The sequence below is a fragment of the Intestinibaculum porci genome (genome assembly GCF_003925875.1).
Lineage (GTDB): Bacteria > Bacillota_I > Bacilli_A > Erysipelotrichales > Coprobacillaceae > Intestinibaculum > Intestinibaculum porci.
In genome coordinates this window covers 1-17093 of the sequence record NZ_AP019309.1, presented here as the reverse complement: position 1 = coordinate 17093, position 17093 = coordinate 1, and the positions used below count along the sequence as shown (strand labels likewise).

Genomic DNA, 17093 nt, shown 5'->3' with positions numbered 1-17093 from the left:
ACTTTCTCTTTTTACAAATGTTTCACGTGAAACATTTTGATTTGATTGTATTTTTAATCAAGTTCAGATTTTTTGACGGCCTTCAAATGATCTTAAGAGAGTTAGGTCATCGGCATAGTCTAAGGAGCTGCCTACTGGCAGACCGTTAGCAATACGCGACACATTGACGCCCATCTGATCTAAAAGCTTGGCTAAGTAAAGAGCCGTTGTCTCCCCTTCTCTCGTTGGGTTGGTCGCTATGATGACTTCTTTCGTTTGTTCATTGATGCGTTTAAAGAGCGAATCAATATTCAAATCATCAGCGGTGATGCCATCCATGATCGAAATAGTTCCGCCCAAGACATGATAGAGACCATGATACTCTTTCAGCTTTTCCATCGCAAAGACATCCTTCGGCGATTCGACCACACAGATCATTGAATGATCACGTTCCGGATCCTGACAGATTTCACAGGTATCCCCTTCGCAAATATGACCACAGATCTTGCAGTGATGAATATTCTTTTTGAAATCAATCATCGCATTGGCGAAACGCTGCACCGATAAAGCGTCCATATCTAACATATGATAGGCCATTCGCTCGGCACCCTTATTGCCGATTCCCGGCAACATCTTAAAGCATTCCATCAGTTCTTCAAATGATTTTGGATAGGTCATTATTTATCATCCTCCACAAATTCCACAAGATCCGGGCCAAACATATCTAAAGCATATTTCTGGGCATCACGCAGTTTTGGTTCTTCATGATGTTCTTCAATATGTTTTAAATGGAGTGCTCCCGGCTGTGGCAGTTTATTAGCCCGCTTCAGTTCAATGAAGTGCTGACGCATCTTCAGCCATTCATCATCCTGAATCGCCACAAAGCAATACTCTTCGCCAAAGACTTCCTTTAGCAGTGAAGCGAGCTGTTTATAGTTTTTATAATAATTGACTGCATTGACATCAGGCATAAATTTGAAACCAATAACAAGCCCTCCCGGACAACCGGCAACGGGATGACCATGACTTAACAGGCTGGCCGCTTTGGCCATATTCATATTAGCCATGTAACGTTTAATGATCGGCCACTTCTCTTTCGCATTATTAAGAATATGACGATCAGCCTGCACTAAGATATTCATGATATCAGCCGGATCGACTTGAATATCATCATCATGATTTTCCACCGGCACTTTAGCCTTATGTGTAAACTGCGGTTTGGCATCCGGCTGCACTTTGGTCATTGGTGCTTCTTCCTGAACAGGTTCTTCATTCATCAGTTCCCCATCAGGTGCTTCCGTAATTGGTGTCTCTGGTGTCACTGGTTTGCTTGGCTGAGGCTGCACCGGCGTCACCTTTGGTGGCTGCGCCATTGCAGCTTTTTGAACTGGTTTTACCGCTGGGATTGTTTTGGTTTCAACAACTTCCTGTGGCGCATTGTGATCCTGATTACACAGTTTCAAAATAGCGAGTTCAAAATAGATGCCGGGGTTTACGGAACGGGCAAACTTTTCCGTTGCTTCCACTAAGATATCAATAAAGCGCAGCGCATCGTCGCTGGTAATATAAGGAACAATCGTATCCACGTAGCCAGAAGATAGAACGGACAAAATAGATAAGTTCTGGGTATTCTTATAGATGACGACATCTTTTAAGATATCAATCAGATCATATGTCAGACGCTTCACATCAATGCCGGCTGCATCCATAGATTCGATCAGTTCCAAGGCTTTGTTCATGTCTTTTGCAAGAATCACTTTAATGAGTGAGATCTTATCCTGCAGTGAGACGATCCCATAAATCGAGTTGACATCTTCTTCGCTTAAGTGATTATCATTATAAGCTAAGCACTGTTCAAGAATTGATAAGGCATCACGCATCCCGCCATTAGCCAGTTTAGCGATCAAGGCTAACGCCCCTTCTTCGTATGTCTTTCCTTCTTCCTGCATTACCGTCTTCATGCGATCAATCATCTCTTCATCCGTTAAACGACTGAAGTCAAAACGCTGACAGCGGGAAATGATTGTTGGCAGAATCTTATGTGGTTCCGTTGTGGCCAGAATAAAGATGACGTGTTCTGGCGGTTCTTCCAGCGTCTTCAGTAAGGCATTAAATGCTCCGGTCGACATCATATGCACTTCATCGATAATATAGACTTTATACTTACCCATGACCGGTGCATACTTCACCTTTTCAATCAGATCACGAACCTGCTCTACCCCATTATTAGAAGCCGCATCGATTTCAATAACATCCTGATGCATCCCATTTTCAATAGCTTTACAGTTTTCGCATTGTCCGCATGGTTTCGGATCTCCAGTGCAATTGACAGCTTTCGCAAACAGTTTTGCGATAGTTGTTTTCCCGGTCCCACGAGGACCGCAGAAAAGATAGGCATGGGCGATTCTGTTTTCTTCCACCGCATGTCTTAATGTTTTAATAATAGCCTGCTGACCTGAGACATCTTCAAATGTCTGTGGTCGGTAGGCACGATATAATGATTTATATGCCATTTATGTCACCACCGTATTCCATTATACATGATTGCATTTCTTATTGCACACTTATTCCTGATTGCGAATGTTTCACGTGAAACATTCTCTTTTAAAACATTAATTTGCTCATTTCATCTATTTGTGCAAAAGAAAAAAACGTATGAATTAATCATACGCCTGTTTATGTAATAAGTGTCTGGTAAAGAGGAAACCGGCAAGCAAAATAATAATGCCTGTCACCCCTTGTGAGATTGGATAAAGCATCATCAGGTTTTGGAATGTTGGCATGCTTTTAAAGATGGTCATGATCCAGACAACACGCAGACCGCAGATGCCCATCACTGAAATCAGGGTTGGAATAATCGAGACACCATAGCCACGTAAATAACCGGAGGCAATTTCCTGTAAAGCTGAGAAAACATACATCACAGCCATATAGAAAAGCTGGATCTGACCAATTTTCACAACAGCATCATCCTGTGTAAAAAGATGCAGCAGCGGCTGACTAAACACAAGCAAGCCGATACAAAAGATGCCGGTAATGCTCATGCCCTGGAAAAGAGAAATTGCTAGTGTCTTTTGACAGCGATCCAAATGAGCAGCACCATAATTTTGTCCCACAAAGGTCGTACATGCCTGAGCAAAAGCGATCACCACATAAAAGATAAAGATCTCAATATTGAACGCAGCGGATGAGCCAGCCATTGCGATTGTCCCAAGAGAGTTAATCCCCCACTGTACGATCATGTTGGAAATATCAAAGAGCATCCCCTGCATGCCAGCGGGTGCGCCGACATGCAAAATCGCTGATAACTGCGTTGGATGAATTTTTAAATCCGAGCGGTGAACGCGAATGTCTTCATCGATCGTGATCAGTTTTCTCATCAGGAGCATCACGCTGACGCCATTGGCGATCACTGTCGCCAAGGCCACCCCTACGGCATCTAAATGGAAGACAATGACAAAAAGTAAATTCAGGATGACATTAATGATACCAGAAATGATCAAAGCATACATCGGCTCCTTAGTATGACCGGCAGCACGTAAGATTGCGGCAGTAAAATCATAGAGAGCGAAGATCACCAGACCGCCGCTGTAGATTCTTAAATACTTTAACGCATAAGCATAGACGCTGCCTGGCACATTCATCATCGTCAGCAGACTAGGGACAATCGCCTCAAAGATCACGGTCATGATCAAACCGGCAAGCAATGCTAATAAGATCGATGTATGCACAGCGCGATTGATATCCTTACGTGATCGCCTCCCTATCGCTTGGGCGACAGTAACGGTTGTCCCCAGTGATAGACCCGAAAGCAAAGAAATGATAATACCGACAATCGGGGCATCGGTGCCGACGCCCGCCATCGCTTCTTTACCAACAAACTGACCAATCACTGCAACATCGACCGAATTAAAGAGCTGCTGGAGAATGCCCGTGATCGCGATCGGTAAGGCAAACAGAAAAATCTTTGAAAATAATGGACCTTGCGTCATATCATATTTCTTCATAGTACCCTCCCTCACATAAGAAAAGAAGAAACTAATGCTTTCGCTTCTTCTTAAAATATGCTGATAACAGCATAGCACACTTGGTGCCTAAGGTCGAAAAATCAATTTGAATGGTGTGGTTATATGTAAAAGCTTCTAATAAGTGCGTCATCCCCGGCCAGCGGGAATCAGGCGCGCCAATGACAACTCTTTTGATGCGCGACTGCACAATCGCTCCCGTACACATCATACAAGGCTCTAACGTGACATAAAGTGTGCAGTCATCTAAATGCCAGGAACCTAAGGCAGCGTTCGCCTGCTCGATCGCAAGAATCTCTGCGTGTGCTGTCGTCTTCTTCAAATGTTCTTTTAAGTTATGGGTTTGTGCGATGATCTGATCATCTTTGACGATCACACAGCCAATTGGGACTTCATCTTCTAATGCGGCCTTTTTCGCTTCTTCCATCGCTAATGTCATATAATAAGCATCATCCATCACCATCACTCCTCTTAAATATAAAAAAAGTGCCATCACACATAAACAGGGATCCTTAATGCTGCTACCTTCCGGTCCTGACATGGTTCGGATATGTCTATTGTAATGGCAAGGAAAATTATAACATATTCTTTTGTGATTTCAATAGGAAATTTTAAAGCTCTTCCCCATTCGTGGCGATAACTTGTTTCATCCAGTTATAAGACTTCTTAGGGTTCTCTTTAAAGTTCCCTGCCCTTTATCATCCATATCGACATAAATGAAGCCATAACGTTTTTTCATTTCCCCTGTTGATAAGGAAACCAGATCAACTGGTGCCCACATGGTATAGCCGAGGCACTCAACGCCATCTTCCAGAATGGCCTCTTTCATACATTTAAAATGAGCACGTAAATAATCAATGCGATAGTCATCTTCGACATAGCCATTTTCATCCGCCTGATCGATCGCTCCCATGCCATTTTCGACAATGAAGATCGGTTTTTGAATACGATCATAGATCGTGTTCATGACATAGCGTAAACCTAATGGATCGATTGGCCAGCCCCATGGTGTGTTTTCTAAATAAGGATTATCACTGCCGCCAACGTTAAACCAAGGATCACCAGCTTTTGTGGTATTGGAACGATAATAGGAAAAGGCAATATAATCTAATTGTCCTTCCTTGAGAATCTGACGATCTTCATCGGTTATATCTAAGGCATCAAAGCCATGATGCTGCCAAATCTGTTTCGCATAACTTGGATAATAGCCGCGTCCCATAATATCAATGAAATACCAGTTTTCCCGCCTTGCTAATAAGCCATGCATCATATCTTCTGGTTTACAGGTAGCTGGATAGAGTTCGCTCATTGCATACATGGTCCCAAACATTGATCCAGGCATCATTTCATGACCAAGCTTCACTGCTTTCGCACTTGCCACAAACATATGATGTGCAGCCTGATATCGGGCCGCCCCATCACTTGCTCTTGTGCCGCATGGGCCAAAGCCGCGCACGGCATTGATTTCATTAAAGGTCAACCAGTATTTACAGCGATCTCCATAACGTTTAAATAAAGTGCGACAGTATTTGACATAACAATCAATCAGATGACGTGATGACCAGCCATCATATTTGAGGGCTAAAGCCATTGGCATTTCATCATGACAAATAGTAATGAGTGGCTGAATATGATATTTCTCTAATTCACTGATGACATCATCATAGAACTGCAGACCTTCTTCATTTGGTAATTCTTCATCACCATTTGGATAAATACGACTCCAGCAAATCGAGAAACGATAAACGTTAAATCCCATCCCGGCCATGAGTGCGATATCTTCTTTATAGTGATGATAGAAGTCAACAGCCTGATGACTTGGATAATACGCATCTTCTAAAAATACCGGCCACGCATCATCGGGAATAGGATCAGCGTAGAAGAACGAACTTCTTGGCTTAATCAAAGTGCCATCACTTTTTTGCATCGTGTGATGACGCGGATGCTCTAGTGAGCCATCTGTTTCATAATCGTGAGAGAGTAATCCTCTTCCCCCTTCATCAAATCCTCCTTCGTATTGAAAGTCAGCGGATGCTCCGCCCCATAAAAATCCTTTTGGAAATGAACGCATACATCTTCCTCCTTCTTTACTGATCATAGCACTTATTGGTCTGACAAAAGTGATCCTTTCGTGAAGCGAAACAGGATTTCTCTCAAAAAGCTGAAAATCAGGCTTTGAAGCCTTTTAAATTGTTTTGCTATATTTAATCATTTTTACTGCTTTTATCGTTGTTTTTTGATAATTTTCACATTTCCATTCATTCGCTCAGACGCATCGAAAAAATAAAAGATGGATCATTATCCATTTCAATCGCGCAAAATGAGCCTTTTTAAATAATCAAAAAGACATCAAAAAAGACCCAGGAAAACCTGAGTCGAGATAATTAATCTTTAGGTAAGATTTTTTCTTTACCGCCCATGTAAGGCTGTAAGACTTTTGGTACATTGATCGAACCATCTTCATTGTAGTTATTTTCAATGAGCGCGATGAGGCCTCGTGGTGAAGCAACAACGGTGTTGTTTAATGTATGAAGATAATAAGTACCCTGATCATTCTTAGCACGGATGCCAAGTCTTCTAGCCTGCGCATCACCTAAGGTTGAACATGAACCTACTTCGAAATATTTCTGCTGACGTGGTGACCATGCTTCTACATCGCATGATTTCACTTTTAAGTCTGCTAAGTCCCCTGAGCAGCATTCCAGCTGTCTTACTGGCACATCAAAATTTCTGAAGACCTGAACTGTGTAACGCCACATCTTTTCATATTCTTCCATTGATTTTTCTGGTTCGCATAAAACGATCATTTCTTCTTTTTCAAACTGGTGTACACGATATAAACCACGTTCTTCCAAACCATGGCTGCCGCCTTCTTTACGGAAACATGGAGAATATGATGTCATTCTGATTGGTAAGTCTTTTGATGGAATGATCTGGCCCTGGAAACGACCGATCATTGAATGTTCTGATGTACCGATTAAGAATAAGTCTTCTCCTTCGATTTTATACATCATGGCATCCATTTCTTCGAAAGACATAACGCCATCAACGACTGAACTTCTGATCATGAATGGTGGAATCGCATAAGTGAATCCCTGATCAATCATAAAATCTCTGGCATAAGCGATCATGGCTTCATGTAAACGCGCAATATCACCTAATAAGTAATAGAAGCCTTCCCCTGAAGTACGACCAGCAGAAACTTTATCCATGCCGCCGCATCTTTCAATAATATCGGCATGATAAGGAATTTCATAATCTGGCACCTTTGGTTCACCAAATCTTTCGACTTCAACGTTTTCGCTATCATCTTTCCCAATTGGGACAGAGGAATCGATAAAGTTAGGAATCTGCATCATGACTTCTCTTAACTTTTCGCTGTATTCCTTTTCTTCTTTTTCTAATTCAGGTAACTGATTGTTAATGTCTTTAACTTTAGCTTTGGCAGCTTCCGCTTCGTCTTTTTTACCTTCTCTCATTAAAGCGCCAATGCTTTTTGAGATCTTGTTCTTTTCCGCTCTTAATTCACTCGCTTTAGTAATAGCGGCACGCTGTTTCTGATCTAATTCTAATGCTTCATCTACTAATGGAAGCTTGTGATCCTGGAATTTCTTTTTAATATTCTCTCTGACAGAATCAGGATCTTCTCGTAATCTTGCAATATCAATCATGATTTTATCTCCTTTTATACACGCAAAAATTATACAACAATCCCCTTCTTCTTGCAATTCTTTCATGTGTCCTCTAAGTGCTGACAATCGTTTTCTTAGCCGCTCTTCTGATATCCTTCTATTTCTTCATATCAGCGCTTCTACGCTATGTTTTCTCTGTTTCCTTATATTTATACCTCTTTCCCTTATTTCTTCACTCTCGTTTATTCCTGCCTTTTTTCTCTTTTTCTAATCTTTTGTCATCACCAGCCCTTTCCATTTATTCTATTTTTAGATATTTTAATTTTAGACTTATTTATATAATATTTATCTTAAATATATTTTTATAATTTTATATATTTATTAATGATTGATATTTTATTGTTTCATTGGACATATTCTCTATTTTATTGTATTTAATGTGAGATGATAATCAATTTTATATTAATTATTATTTATATACTATTAGATATTTTTAATATACTTATATATTATATATAATATTTTATCTACTATTATTATACTTTTGACTGATGACTTTCCTTTTCGGCATGAAAAAAGCTAGCCGAAGCTAGCTTTTTAAACGATTATTCTTCTGTTGTGTCTTTTGTCTCCTCTGTCGCTGTATCTGACTCTTCCTCAGATTTATCAACGACGGAAATCGAAGAAACTAAAGCCTCATCACTTAAGCGAATCAATCTGACGCCCTGAGTGGCACGACCAGCGGATTTCACCTGTTCCATTGGTAAACGGATAATGATGCCTTCATTGGTCATAATCATCAGATCTTCATCACCATTAACGGCACGAATCGCAATCAGTTCTCCATTTTTAGCCGTAATATTGACGGTTTTTACACCTTTACCGCCACGATGAGAGAGACGATATTCATCGACATGAGTCATCTTGCCATAACCTTTCTGAGTGACAACACAGATGTTTTCTCCTTCACTGCTTGTCGTCATGCCAATGACCCGAGCGCCATCAACGTTCATCCCGCGCACGCCGGCGGCAGTTCGGCCCATAGAACGAACATCTTCTTCCTTAAAGCGGATCGCTTTTCCATTAGAAGCCGCTAAGATGACTTCTTCATGACCATTGGTATGTTTTACAGAAACGAGTTCATCATCATTTTTTAAGCTGATGGCAATCTTACCAGACTGACGAATATTTCTGAATTCATCGACCGGTGTTCGTTTAACCAAACCATTTTTCGTCGCAAAGAAGAGGTAATCTTCATCTTCTACATCACCTGGATGAATGGCAATCATGGCTTTGATGGTTTCCGCTTTATCTAAGTTTAACAGATTGACAATTGGCAGTCCTTTAGCGGTACGGCCAAACTCTGGAATGTTGTAGCCTTTTAAACGATAAACACGACCGGTATTAGAGAAGATTAATAAATCATCATGCGTTGACATATTTAAGAGACTGTCAACGACATCATCACTATTCGTCGCCATACCTTTGATCCCTTTACCGCCACGGTTCTGGGCTTTATAAGTATCAACTGGCATACGTTTGACATAACCATTAGAGGTTAAGGAAATGATAACATCTTCAACTGGAATCAGGTCTTCATCTTCGATATCGAAGGTACCCTGGATGATTTCAGTACGACGTTTATCACCATATTTCTCTTTAATTTCCAACAATTCAGAATCGACAATATCGACGATTCTTGACGGCGAAGCTAAAATATCTTTTAAATCAGCGATCGTTTCTAATAACTGATTTAATTCATTTTCAATCTTTTCACGTTCCAAACCAGCCAAACGCTGCAGCTGCATTTCACGAATCGCTTTCGCCTGTCTTTCTGACATATCGAATTCATCCATTAAACGCTGCTGAATGATTTCCGTGGTACGTGAGGAACGGATCAGTTCAATGATCGCATCGATCTGATCAATGGCTCTTTTTAAACCATCCAAGATATGGGCACGATCTTCAGCTTTTTTCAAATCAAACGTGACACGGCGACGAATGACTTCTTTCTGATGATCTAAATAAACCTGAATTAAGTCCTTTAATGATAATGTTTTTGGTTCATTATTAATTAAGGCAATGTTATTCACACCAAAAGTATTTTGTAATGAAGTCAGTTTATAGAGCTGATTTAAGATCACTTCCGGCTGGACATCACGACGTAATTCAATAACCACACGGATCCCATCACGGTCAGATTCATCACGTAATTCGGTAATACCTTCAATGTTTTTATTTTTTACATGTTCGGCAATCTTTTCGATTAAACGCGCTTTATTGACCATATAAGGTAATTCGGTCACGATAATCGCTTTTTTGTTGTTGCCAATATCTTCAATTTCAGACTTAGCTCTTAAAGTAATTAAGCCATTGCCTGTTTCATAAGCTTTCTTAATCGCTGAACGCCCTAAGATATAAGCGCCGGTTGGAAAATCTGGACCTGGTAAATAGTTGTCCATGATTTCGGTAACGGTTAAATCAGGATTCTTTGATAAAGCTAAAATCGCATCAACAACTTCCCCTAAGTTATGGGGTGGAATATTCGTTGCCATACCGACCGCAATCCCCGTTGATCCATTGATTAACAGGTTAGGAATACGGCTTGGTAAAACGATTGGTTCTTTTTCTTCACCATCGTAGTTAGGCATAAAGTCAACGGTATCTTTATTGATATCACGAACCATTTCCATACAGATTTTTGACATTCTTGATTCGGTATATCGCATGGCGGCGGCGCCGTCACCATCGATCGAACCAAAGTTCCCATGGCCATCAACTAACATATAACGATAAGAGAAATCCTGAGCCATACGAACTAAGGCTTCATAAATTGAGGAGTCACCATGAGGGTGATATTTTCCCATGACTTCCCCAACAATTCTGGCTGATTTCTTATAAGGCTTGTCACTATAACAGCCTAATTCATTCATCCCATGAATGATACGGCGCTGGACCGGTTTCATCCCATCGCGGGCATCCGGCAGGGCACGCGCCATAATAACGGACATCGCATATTCAATGAAGGATTTCTTCATTTCACCCGTCAGATTAATTTTCTTAATTCCACGTTCTTCCATGACGTCCTCCTACTAGATATCAAGATCTGCGAGTTCGACATACTTCGCATTTTCTCGAATAAATTCTCTTCTTGGTTCAACGTTTTCGCCCATCAGCTGATCAAATAACATATCAGCGGTCATGGCATCGTCTAAGTTAATTTGTAATAACACACGTTTTTCCGGATCCATTGTTGTATCCCATAACTGTTCGGCGTTCATTTCACCTAAACCTTTGTAACGCTGAATCGTGTATTTAGCGCCTGCACCTAACTCTTCACGGAGTTTATCTAATTCATAATCACTGTAAAGATAATGTTCTTCTTTACCGTGTTTAAGCAGGTAAAGCGGTGGCTGCGCGGCATAGACATAGCCGCCTTCAATTAATGGTCTTAAGAAGCGATAGAGGAATGTTAACATCAGAATTCTGATATGACCCCCATCGACATCGGCATCGGTCATGATGACAATCTTATGATAACGCAATTTTGAGATATCAAATTCATCACCAATACCAGTTCCAAAAGCGGTAATCATCGAACGAATTTCAGCGTTGCCTAAGATACGTTCTAAGCGTGCTTTTTCAACGTTCAGGATCTTCCCACGCAGTGGCAAGATAGCCTGAGTACGACGATCTCGACCGGTTTTCGCACTCCCGCCGGCAGAGTCCCCTTCGACGATGAAGATCTCGCATTCGCTTGGATCTTTCGACGAGCAGTCAGCTAATTTACCTGGTAAGTTAGAGACATCTAAAGCCGTTTTTCTTCTTGTCATTTCACGGGCACGTTTGGCAGCCATGCGGGCTTTAGAAGCTAAAGTAACTTTATCCATGATGATCTTAGCGACATCAGGATGTTCTAATAAGAATTTATCTAATGCCTGCGAGAAAACTGAATTCGTGATTCGGCGGACTTCCGCTGAACCTAATTTCATTTTGGTCTGGCCTTCATACTGCGGATCCGGATGTTTGACAGAAATAATAGCCGTTAATCCTTCACGACAGTCTTCACCAGAGAGATTATCATCCTTTTCTTTGAGATAACCGTTTTTACGGGCATAGTTATTAATCACACGGGTTAAGGCTAAACGGAAACCTTCTTCATGGGTTCCGCCTTCATGCGTGTTAATGTTATTACAGAAGGAATAAATATTGGGCTGATAGCCATCATTATATTGCATGGCAATTTCAATTTTGACATCGCCATCCTGTTTGAATTTACCGCTGCCTTCACAGTCGATAATTTCGTCATGTAAAGGCGTTTTAGAACGGTTCAGATAAGCGACGTATTCTTTGATCCCGCCTTCATAATGATATTCTTTCTTAACGGGATGCTCAGGATCGCGCTGATCCTCTAAAATCATTTTTAAACCTTTATTTAAGAAGGCTAATTCACGGATACGGGTATTGAGGGTTTCAAAATCATAGGTTGTCGTTTCCGTGAAGATCGTTGGATCGGCTTTAAACATAACCGTTGTTCCGGTATCATCACAATCGCCGACAATGCTTAATTCATCAACTGGAGAACCGCCATTTTCAAAACGCTGGTAATAGATTTTCCCATCACGATGTACGTAAACTTCCAGCCATTCACTTAAGGCATTAACAACTGATGCCCCGACCCCATGCAGACCACCAGAAGTGGCATAAGCTTTGTTGTCAAATTTACCGCCGGCATGTAAGACCGTAAAGATCGTTTCAATGGTACTTAAACCAGTATCCGCATTGACACCGGTTGGCATCCCACGACCATTATCGATCACTTTAATGACGTCATTTTCCATCATCACCACTTGAATCTGGCTGCAGAAGCCCGCTAAAGCTTCATCGATTGAGTTGTCGACAATTTCCCAGACAAGATGATGCAGACCGGTACTAGAGGTCGAACCAATGTACATCCCCGGACGTACACGTACCGCTTCAAGTCCTTTGAGGACTTGAATGTCGGAGTCATCATAAGCATCAATTTCTTCTAATCTTTTTTTATCCATCATATTCCTCCTTAACAAGTTTTCCATGATTGATATACATTTTCTTAGCCCGTGACACAACATCATGATGAATGCCTTCAACGGAAGTCGTCGTAATGAAGGTCTGGACTTTATTTTCAATTAAATTTAAGAGTTTGGTTTTTCTGATGTCATCAAGTTCACTTAAGACATCATCAAGTAAGAGCACGGGGTATTCGCCCACTTCCTGACGAACGATTTCGACTAAAGCGATCTTAATCGCTAAGACGATCGATCGCTGCTGGCCCTGCGAGGCATAAAGCGTCGCATCCTGACCATTCAGATCAATCTTCAAATCATCTTTCTGAATACCATCCGTCGTGGTCGCATAACGGATATCACGTTCATAATTATGTTCATATTTAGCGAGAATGGCTTCTTTAGAAACTTCTTTATACCGAGTCATGTATTGAATCGATAATGATTCTTCCTGGCCAATATAGCCATAAAGGGTATGACTAATATCATTAAGCAGCTTCACAAAAGCCTGACGCCGATGAATCAGATCGACCTGTAACGCTGCCATCTGTTCACTTAAAACTGCTAAATAAGCATCAGCTGATGCATGTTTTTTCTGCAGTGTCTTCAAATACATATTACGTTCTCGTAACAGTTTGTGATATTTGGAGATGTTATACATATAGATCGGGGAGATCTTTGTAATCTCGCTATCAATCAGCTTTCTGCGCAGCTTGGGCGATCCCTGAATCAGGGATAAGTCCTCTGGCTGGAACAGAATCACATTGAGATAACCAATATAATCAGAAAGTTTAGCAATATCTTTTTTATTAATAAAAGCACGCTTGCCTGCATTACTGACCACAACTTTCATCGTTACTGGCTTTTCACTAGAGATCACTGCGCCTTCAACCACACTAAAATCTTGTTTAAACATGATCATTTCCTGATTGCTGGCGGTTTTAAAGCTGCGGCCATTAGCGAGCAGCGCTAATGCTTCCAGGACATTCGTTTTTCCTTGAGCGTTATCACCAATGAGAATATTGATAAAAGGATCAAAGGAAAAAGTCTGGTGCTCGTAATTGCGAAAATGAGTGAGTTTAAGCGTTTGGATCAGCATGAACGACAAACGTTTCCTGATCGTAACTAAAGCTGTCCCCATTACGCAGTTTCTTGCCGCGACGGGTTTCTACTTCACCATTTACTTTAACCTCTCCTTCGGCGATGACAATTTTTGATTCGACGCCGGAAGATGTTAAATTTGCAAGCTTCAGGGCCTGGCCTAAAGTAATATATTCAGTATGAATTTTCAGTTCCTGCATATTTATTTCTCCTTTTATCATATAGTCTTATTATACCATAAAATAATAGAAATTTGTAGGATAGAGGGCATATCAAGACAAATAAACAAAGGAATAGAAAAACATGATTTTAAACAAAATCTTCTTAAATCAAAAAATTTGACGATTTAGCACTATCAATAGAAGAAAACGATATCTCAAGTAAACATTATGAAATAATATACAAATAATAAAAAAGAGAAAGTATTAATAAAGATACTTTCTCCCTTATTTCTTAATACGTACGAACGGGTAAAATAACCTGAATATTATCATCATGATCGACATCAGTAATCATGAACGGACGCATATTTTCCGTGAACTGAATCTTTACAGTTTCGGTATTAATGGAACGGATCGCTTCATTTAAATATTTCGCACTAAAGGAAATATCTAAAGGTGCTCCTTTATAGAATGCTTCTGGTAATTCTTCATCAACGGAACCAATTTCCTGAGAATTAGAAGAAATCCGGACGCGATCAGGACTCATCGATAACGTAATGATGTATTTTGCATCATCAGATAATAAAGCGGCACGATCAATGGCTTTTAATAAATCATTCGCATTAATACTTAAACTGCTGTTAAAGTTATTCATTAATAACTTAGAAACGTCAGGATAAGCACCATCGATAAGACGAGAGAGAATCAGGAAGTTGCCAACGACAAATAAAATCTTATGGTCAGAGACAAAGACATCCATATTTTCATCTTTTTCAATCATACGAGAGATTTCGGATAATGATTTTTTGGGAACCACAATATTGAAAGACTGATTTTCTTCTAATGATGTTGTACATTGCGCTAAACGGTAACTATCAGTAGCGACGGCCGTTAATGTCGTCTCTTTTGCTTTAAAGTTAACCCCTGTTAAAGTTGGTCTGTTTTCTTTATCGCTAGTAGCGAAAACCGTTTTTTCAATTAACCCTTTTAATAACTGTGAGCCAATCGTTAAATGCACACCGTTCTGACTTAAATCAATACGTGGGTAATCAAAAGCATCTGTCCCATTTAAATCAAATTTAGAACTGCCGCCCTGAATACGTGTTAGGGTGCCATCTAAGATAAAGATTGACACGTCATCGGAATCTAAACGTTTAATAATTTCGACAATGTATTTGGCGGATAAGACAATTGCCCCTGGTTCAATAATTTCTAACTGATCCGTAATCGTTGTCTGAATGGTAATATCACTATCACTACCAGTTAAGATCAAAGCTTCATCAGTTAATTCAAATTTGATCCCGGTTAAGGCGGGCAGTGGTGTTTTCTGAGAAACAGCACGAGAGACATTCGCTAAGGCATTTAAGAGAATCGATCTTTTGATTTTAAATTTCATGTTTGTTCTCCTTCTTTTATTTTATTTCTTTTTATATCATTAATAATAATAACGTTGTGCACAATTGTGCGTAACTCAAAATAGCACGTATTGTGGATAACTTTTTGAATTATTCACGGTGTATAACTTGTGCACAATTGTGAATAACTATGAGTGTGACTTACTCAGTTTCTTGCGTAAGTCCTCCACCGCCTGCTTATAGTTTTTATCCTTTTTGATATTCTTTTCCACCTTATCGCAGGCTTTCATGACCGTCGAGTGATCACGACCGCCAAATTCCTTACCGATCTGGATATAAGACATATCATTGAGCAGGTTACGAACTAAATACATGGCAATATGACGAGCCACGATGACATTAGATGTACGAGATTTCGAGTTGATCTGCGCGACAGTCAGATTGTAGTAATCAGCGACCGTTTTCTTAATTTTATCGACAGAAAGGTCAACTTTTCGGACTTTTTCTTCTTTATAATCATCTTCAAAAGCCTGCAAAGCAAACTCTAAGTCAATGACTTCAATATTTTGCCCAAAAACAAGTTTGTAGAAAAGCAGACGCTTCAAAGACCCTTCAAGTTCACGAATATCACGATTAAAATGGGAAGCCATAAAATCGAGTACATCTTCCTTGATGGGATAATCGACTTTTTCAATTTCTAATTTTTTCTTCAAAATAGCTTTCGATGTTTCAAATTCTGGGGTATCGATCGATACTGTTAATCCATTGGTAAAACGAGAAATTAACCGGTTTTCGATCCCTTTTAAGTCCTTTGGCGGCTTATCACTAGTGATGACGATCTGTTTATTTTCGTTCTGCAGGGAGTTAAAAATGTTGAAAAACATCTCAGAACTCTGCGTTTTAGACGCAATAAACTGAATATCATCAATAAGCAGGACATCGATGGAACGATATCTTTCATTGAATTCATCAATCATATTATGGGCGATAGAAGAAACATAATCATTCACAAAGTTCTCCGTCGATGTATAAAGAATACGTTTTACACCCTCTTTATCACGCTTTTTTACAAAGTTTCCGATGGCATTTAAAAGGTGTGTTTTACCAAGTCCGGAATTACTATAGATAAAGAGCGGGCTGTAAGCAGCCCCGGGCTTCATCGCCACGGCCAGAGAGGCATTTTGCGCGATTCTGTTAGAGTTCCCGACTACAAAATTATCAAATGTGAAATCAGGGTTCAGATGGTCATCTAAAGAAGGCTTTTCTTCCTCTTTTTTCTGCTTTTTTCCAGCATATCCTTTTTTATAATCAGCCTCACTCATAACTTTGATCGTGAGGTTTGCGTCGAACAGTGAATTATATGTTTTTTCTAATAAAGGCACATAATCTTCAATCATGCCTACATTAAAAGCATAGGGAGTCGTGGCCAGCAGTTCATCATTAATAATGTCCTGGGCAGTGAGATCGGCGATGAAGGAGTCAAAAATGACTTTATCATCAAACTGATCGCGGAAATCTGCCAGACATTGTGACCAGTTCTCAGCGAGCGACATATAATTTCACCTCTTTCGTCCTCAATTATAGGGCATTTTGTGCATAAAAAGAAGTGAAAAAAAGTTATTCACAACTTATGCACATAGTTACGCACATAATAAAAATGCTTGATATGTCGGTAAATTTTGAGTTATCCACAAATTTCATGGAACAAAGAAAAGTGCATAACTTAAATTGTGCACATTATCAGATGGGCATAACTGTGCGTAACCTCTTTTATGCACCGTCAGAATCACTGCTT

At 40.1% G+C, this 17093-nt stretch carries 11 protein-coding genes, 1 other RNA gene and 1 pseudogene; all 13 read right to left on the bottom strand.

The window, feature by feature from the left end; translation table 11 throughout:
* Positions 1-63: 63 nt before the first annotated feature.
* Entirely contained in the window at positions 64-657 is a 594-nt protein-coding gene (recR, locus tag SG0102_RS00065; RefSeq protein WP_125118060.1) for a recombination mediator RecR, read from the bottom strand.
* Positions 657-2492: a DNA polymerase III subunit gamma/tau gene (gene dnaX, locus SG0102_RS00060; protein WP_125118059.1), complete on the bottom strand. Its 1836-nt coding sequence runs from the start codon at positions 2490-2492 to the stop codon at positions 657-659. The genes recR and dnaX overlap by 1 nt, the downstream gene beginning before the upstream one ends.
* 147 nt (positions 2493-2639) lie before the next feature.
* The gene (locus SG0102_RS00055) at positions 2640-3986 is read right to left on the bottom strand and encodes an MATE family efflux transporter (RefSeq protein WP_125118058.1); all 1347 of its coding nucleotides are present in this window, start codon (positions 3984-3986) and stop codon (positions 2640-2642) included.
* Between the two features lie 31 nt (positions 3987-4017).
* Positions 4018-4461, bottom strand: coding sequence for a nucleoside deaminase (locus SG0102_RS00050; protein ID WP_125118057.1), 444 nt, complete (start codon positions 4459-4461; stop codon positions 4018-4020).
* Positions 4462-4485: 24 nt separating this feature from the next.
* Positions 4486-4575: signal recognition particle sRNA small type (ffs, locus tag SG0102_RS00045), an RNA gene on the bottom strand.
* 40 nt (positions 4576-4615) lie between these two features.
* Positions 4616-6075 (bottom strand): annotated as a pseudogene (locus SG0102_RS00040) (glycoside hydrolase family 1 protein).
* A 313-nt stretch (positions 6076-6388) separates the two neighbouring features.
* Positions 6389-7675 (bottom strand): serine--tRNA ligase, encoded by a 1287-nt coding sequence (gene serS, locus SG0102_RS00035; RefSeq protein ID WP_125118056.1) that lies wholly within the window; start codon positions 7673-7675, stop codon positions 6389-6391.
* Between the two features lie 566 nt (positions 7676-8241).
* The gene (gyrA, locus tag SG0102_RS00030; RefSeq protein WP_125118055.1) at positions 8242-10716 is read right to left on the bottom strand and encodes a DNA gyrase subunit A; all 2475 of its coding nucleotides are present in this window, start codon (positions 10714-10716) and stop codon (positions 8242-8244) included.
* A 12-nt stretch (positions 10717-10728) separates the two neighbouring features.
* On the bottom strand, positions 10729-12684 hold the full coding sequence (gyrB, locus tag SG0102_RS00025) for a DNA topoisomerase (ATP-hydrolyzing) subunit B (RefSeq protein ID WP_125118054.1): 1956 nt from the start codon (positions 12682-12684) through the stop codon (positions 10729-10731).
* Positions 12677-13780, bottom strand: a complete 1104-nt coding sequence (recF, locus tag SG0102_RS00020) for a DNA replication/repair protein RecF (protein WP_125120741.1) — start codon at positions 13778-13780, stop codon at positions 12677-12679. The genes gyrB and recF overlap by 8 nt, the downstream gene beginning before the upstream one ends.
* On the bottom strand, positions 13761-13982 hold the full coding sequence (locus tag SG0102_RS00015) for an RNA-binding S4 domain-containing protein (protein WP_125118053.1): 222 nt from the start codon (positions 13980-13982) through the stop codon (positions 13761-13763). The genes recF and SG0102_RS00015 overlap by 20 nt, the downstream gene beginning before the upstream one ends.
* Positions 13983-14235: 253 nt before the next feature.
* Positions 14236-15339: a DNA polymerase III subunit beta gene (gene dnaN, locus SG0102_RS00010; RefSeq protein WP_125118052.1), complete on the bottom strand. Its 1104-nt coding sequence runs from the start codon at positions 15337-15339 to the stop codon at positions 14236-14238.
* Positions 15340-15486: 147 nt separating this feature from the next.
* Positions 15487-16851: a chromosomal replication initiator protein DnaA gene (dnaA, locus tag SG0102_RS00005; protein ID WP_125118051.1), complete on the bottom strand. Its 1365-nt coding sequence runs from the start codon at positions 16849-16851 to the stop codon at positions 15487-15489.
* Between the last annotated feature and the right edge of the window lie 242 nt (positions 16852-17093).

What these genes read in the sequence shown, in the direction of transcription:
- serS (WP_125118056.1), bottom strand. Translation starts at nt 7,675, where the DNA reads ATGATTGATATTGCAAGATTACGAGAAGATCCTGATTCTGTCAGAGAG.
- gyrB (WP_125118054.1), bottom strand. Translation starts at nt 12,684, where the DNA reads ATGGATAAAAAAAGATTAGAAGAAATTGATGCTTATGATGACTCCGAC.
- SG0102_RS00050 (WP_125118057.1), bottom strand. Translation starts at nt 4,461, where the DNA reads ATGGATGATGCTTATTATATGACATTAGCGATGGAAGAAGCGAAAAAG.
- recF (WP_125120741.1), bottom strand. Translation starts at nt 13,780, where the DNA reads ATGCTGATCCAAACGCTTAAACTCACTCATTTTCGCAATTACGAGCAC.
- SG0102_RS00055 (WP_125118058.1), bottom strand. Translation starts at nt 3,986, where the DNA reads ATGAAGAAATATGATATGACGCAAGGTCCATTATTTTCAAAGATTTTT.
- dnaN (WP_125118052.1), bottom strand. Translation starts at nt 15,339, where the DNA reads ATGAAATTTAAAATCAAAAGATCGATTCTCTTAAATGCCTTAGCGAAT.
- SG0102_RS00015 (WP_125118053.1), bottom strand. Translation starts at nt 13,982, where the DNA reads ATGCAGGAACTGAAAATTCATACTGAATATATTACTTTAGGCCAGGCC.
- dnaA (WP_125118051.1), bottom strand. Translation starts at nt 16,851, where the DNA reads ATGTCGCTCGCTGAGAACTGGTCACAATGTCTGGCAGATTTCCGCGAT.
- dnaX (WP_125118059.1), bottom strand. Translation starts at nt 2,492, where the DNA reads ATGGCATATAAATCATTATATCGTGCCTACCGACCACAGACATTTGAA.
- gyrA (WP_125118055.1), bottom strand. Translation starts at nt 10,716, where the DNA reads ATGGAAGAACGTGGAATTAAGAAAATTAATCTGACGGGTGAAATGAAG.
- recR (WP_125118060.1), bottom strand. Translation starts at nt 657, where the DNA reads ATGACCTATCCAAAATCATTTGAAGAACTGATGGAATGCTTTAAGATG.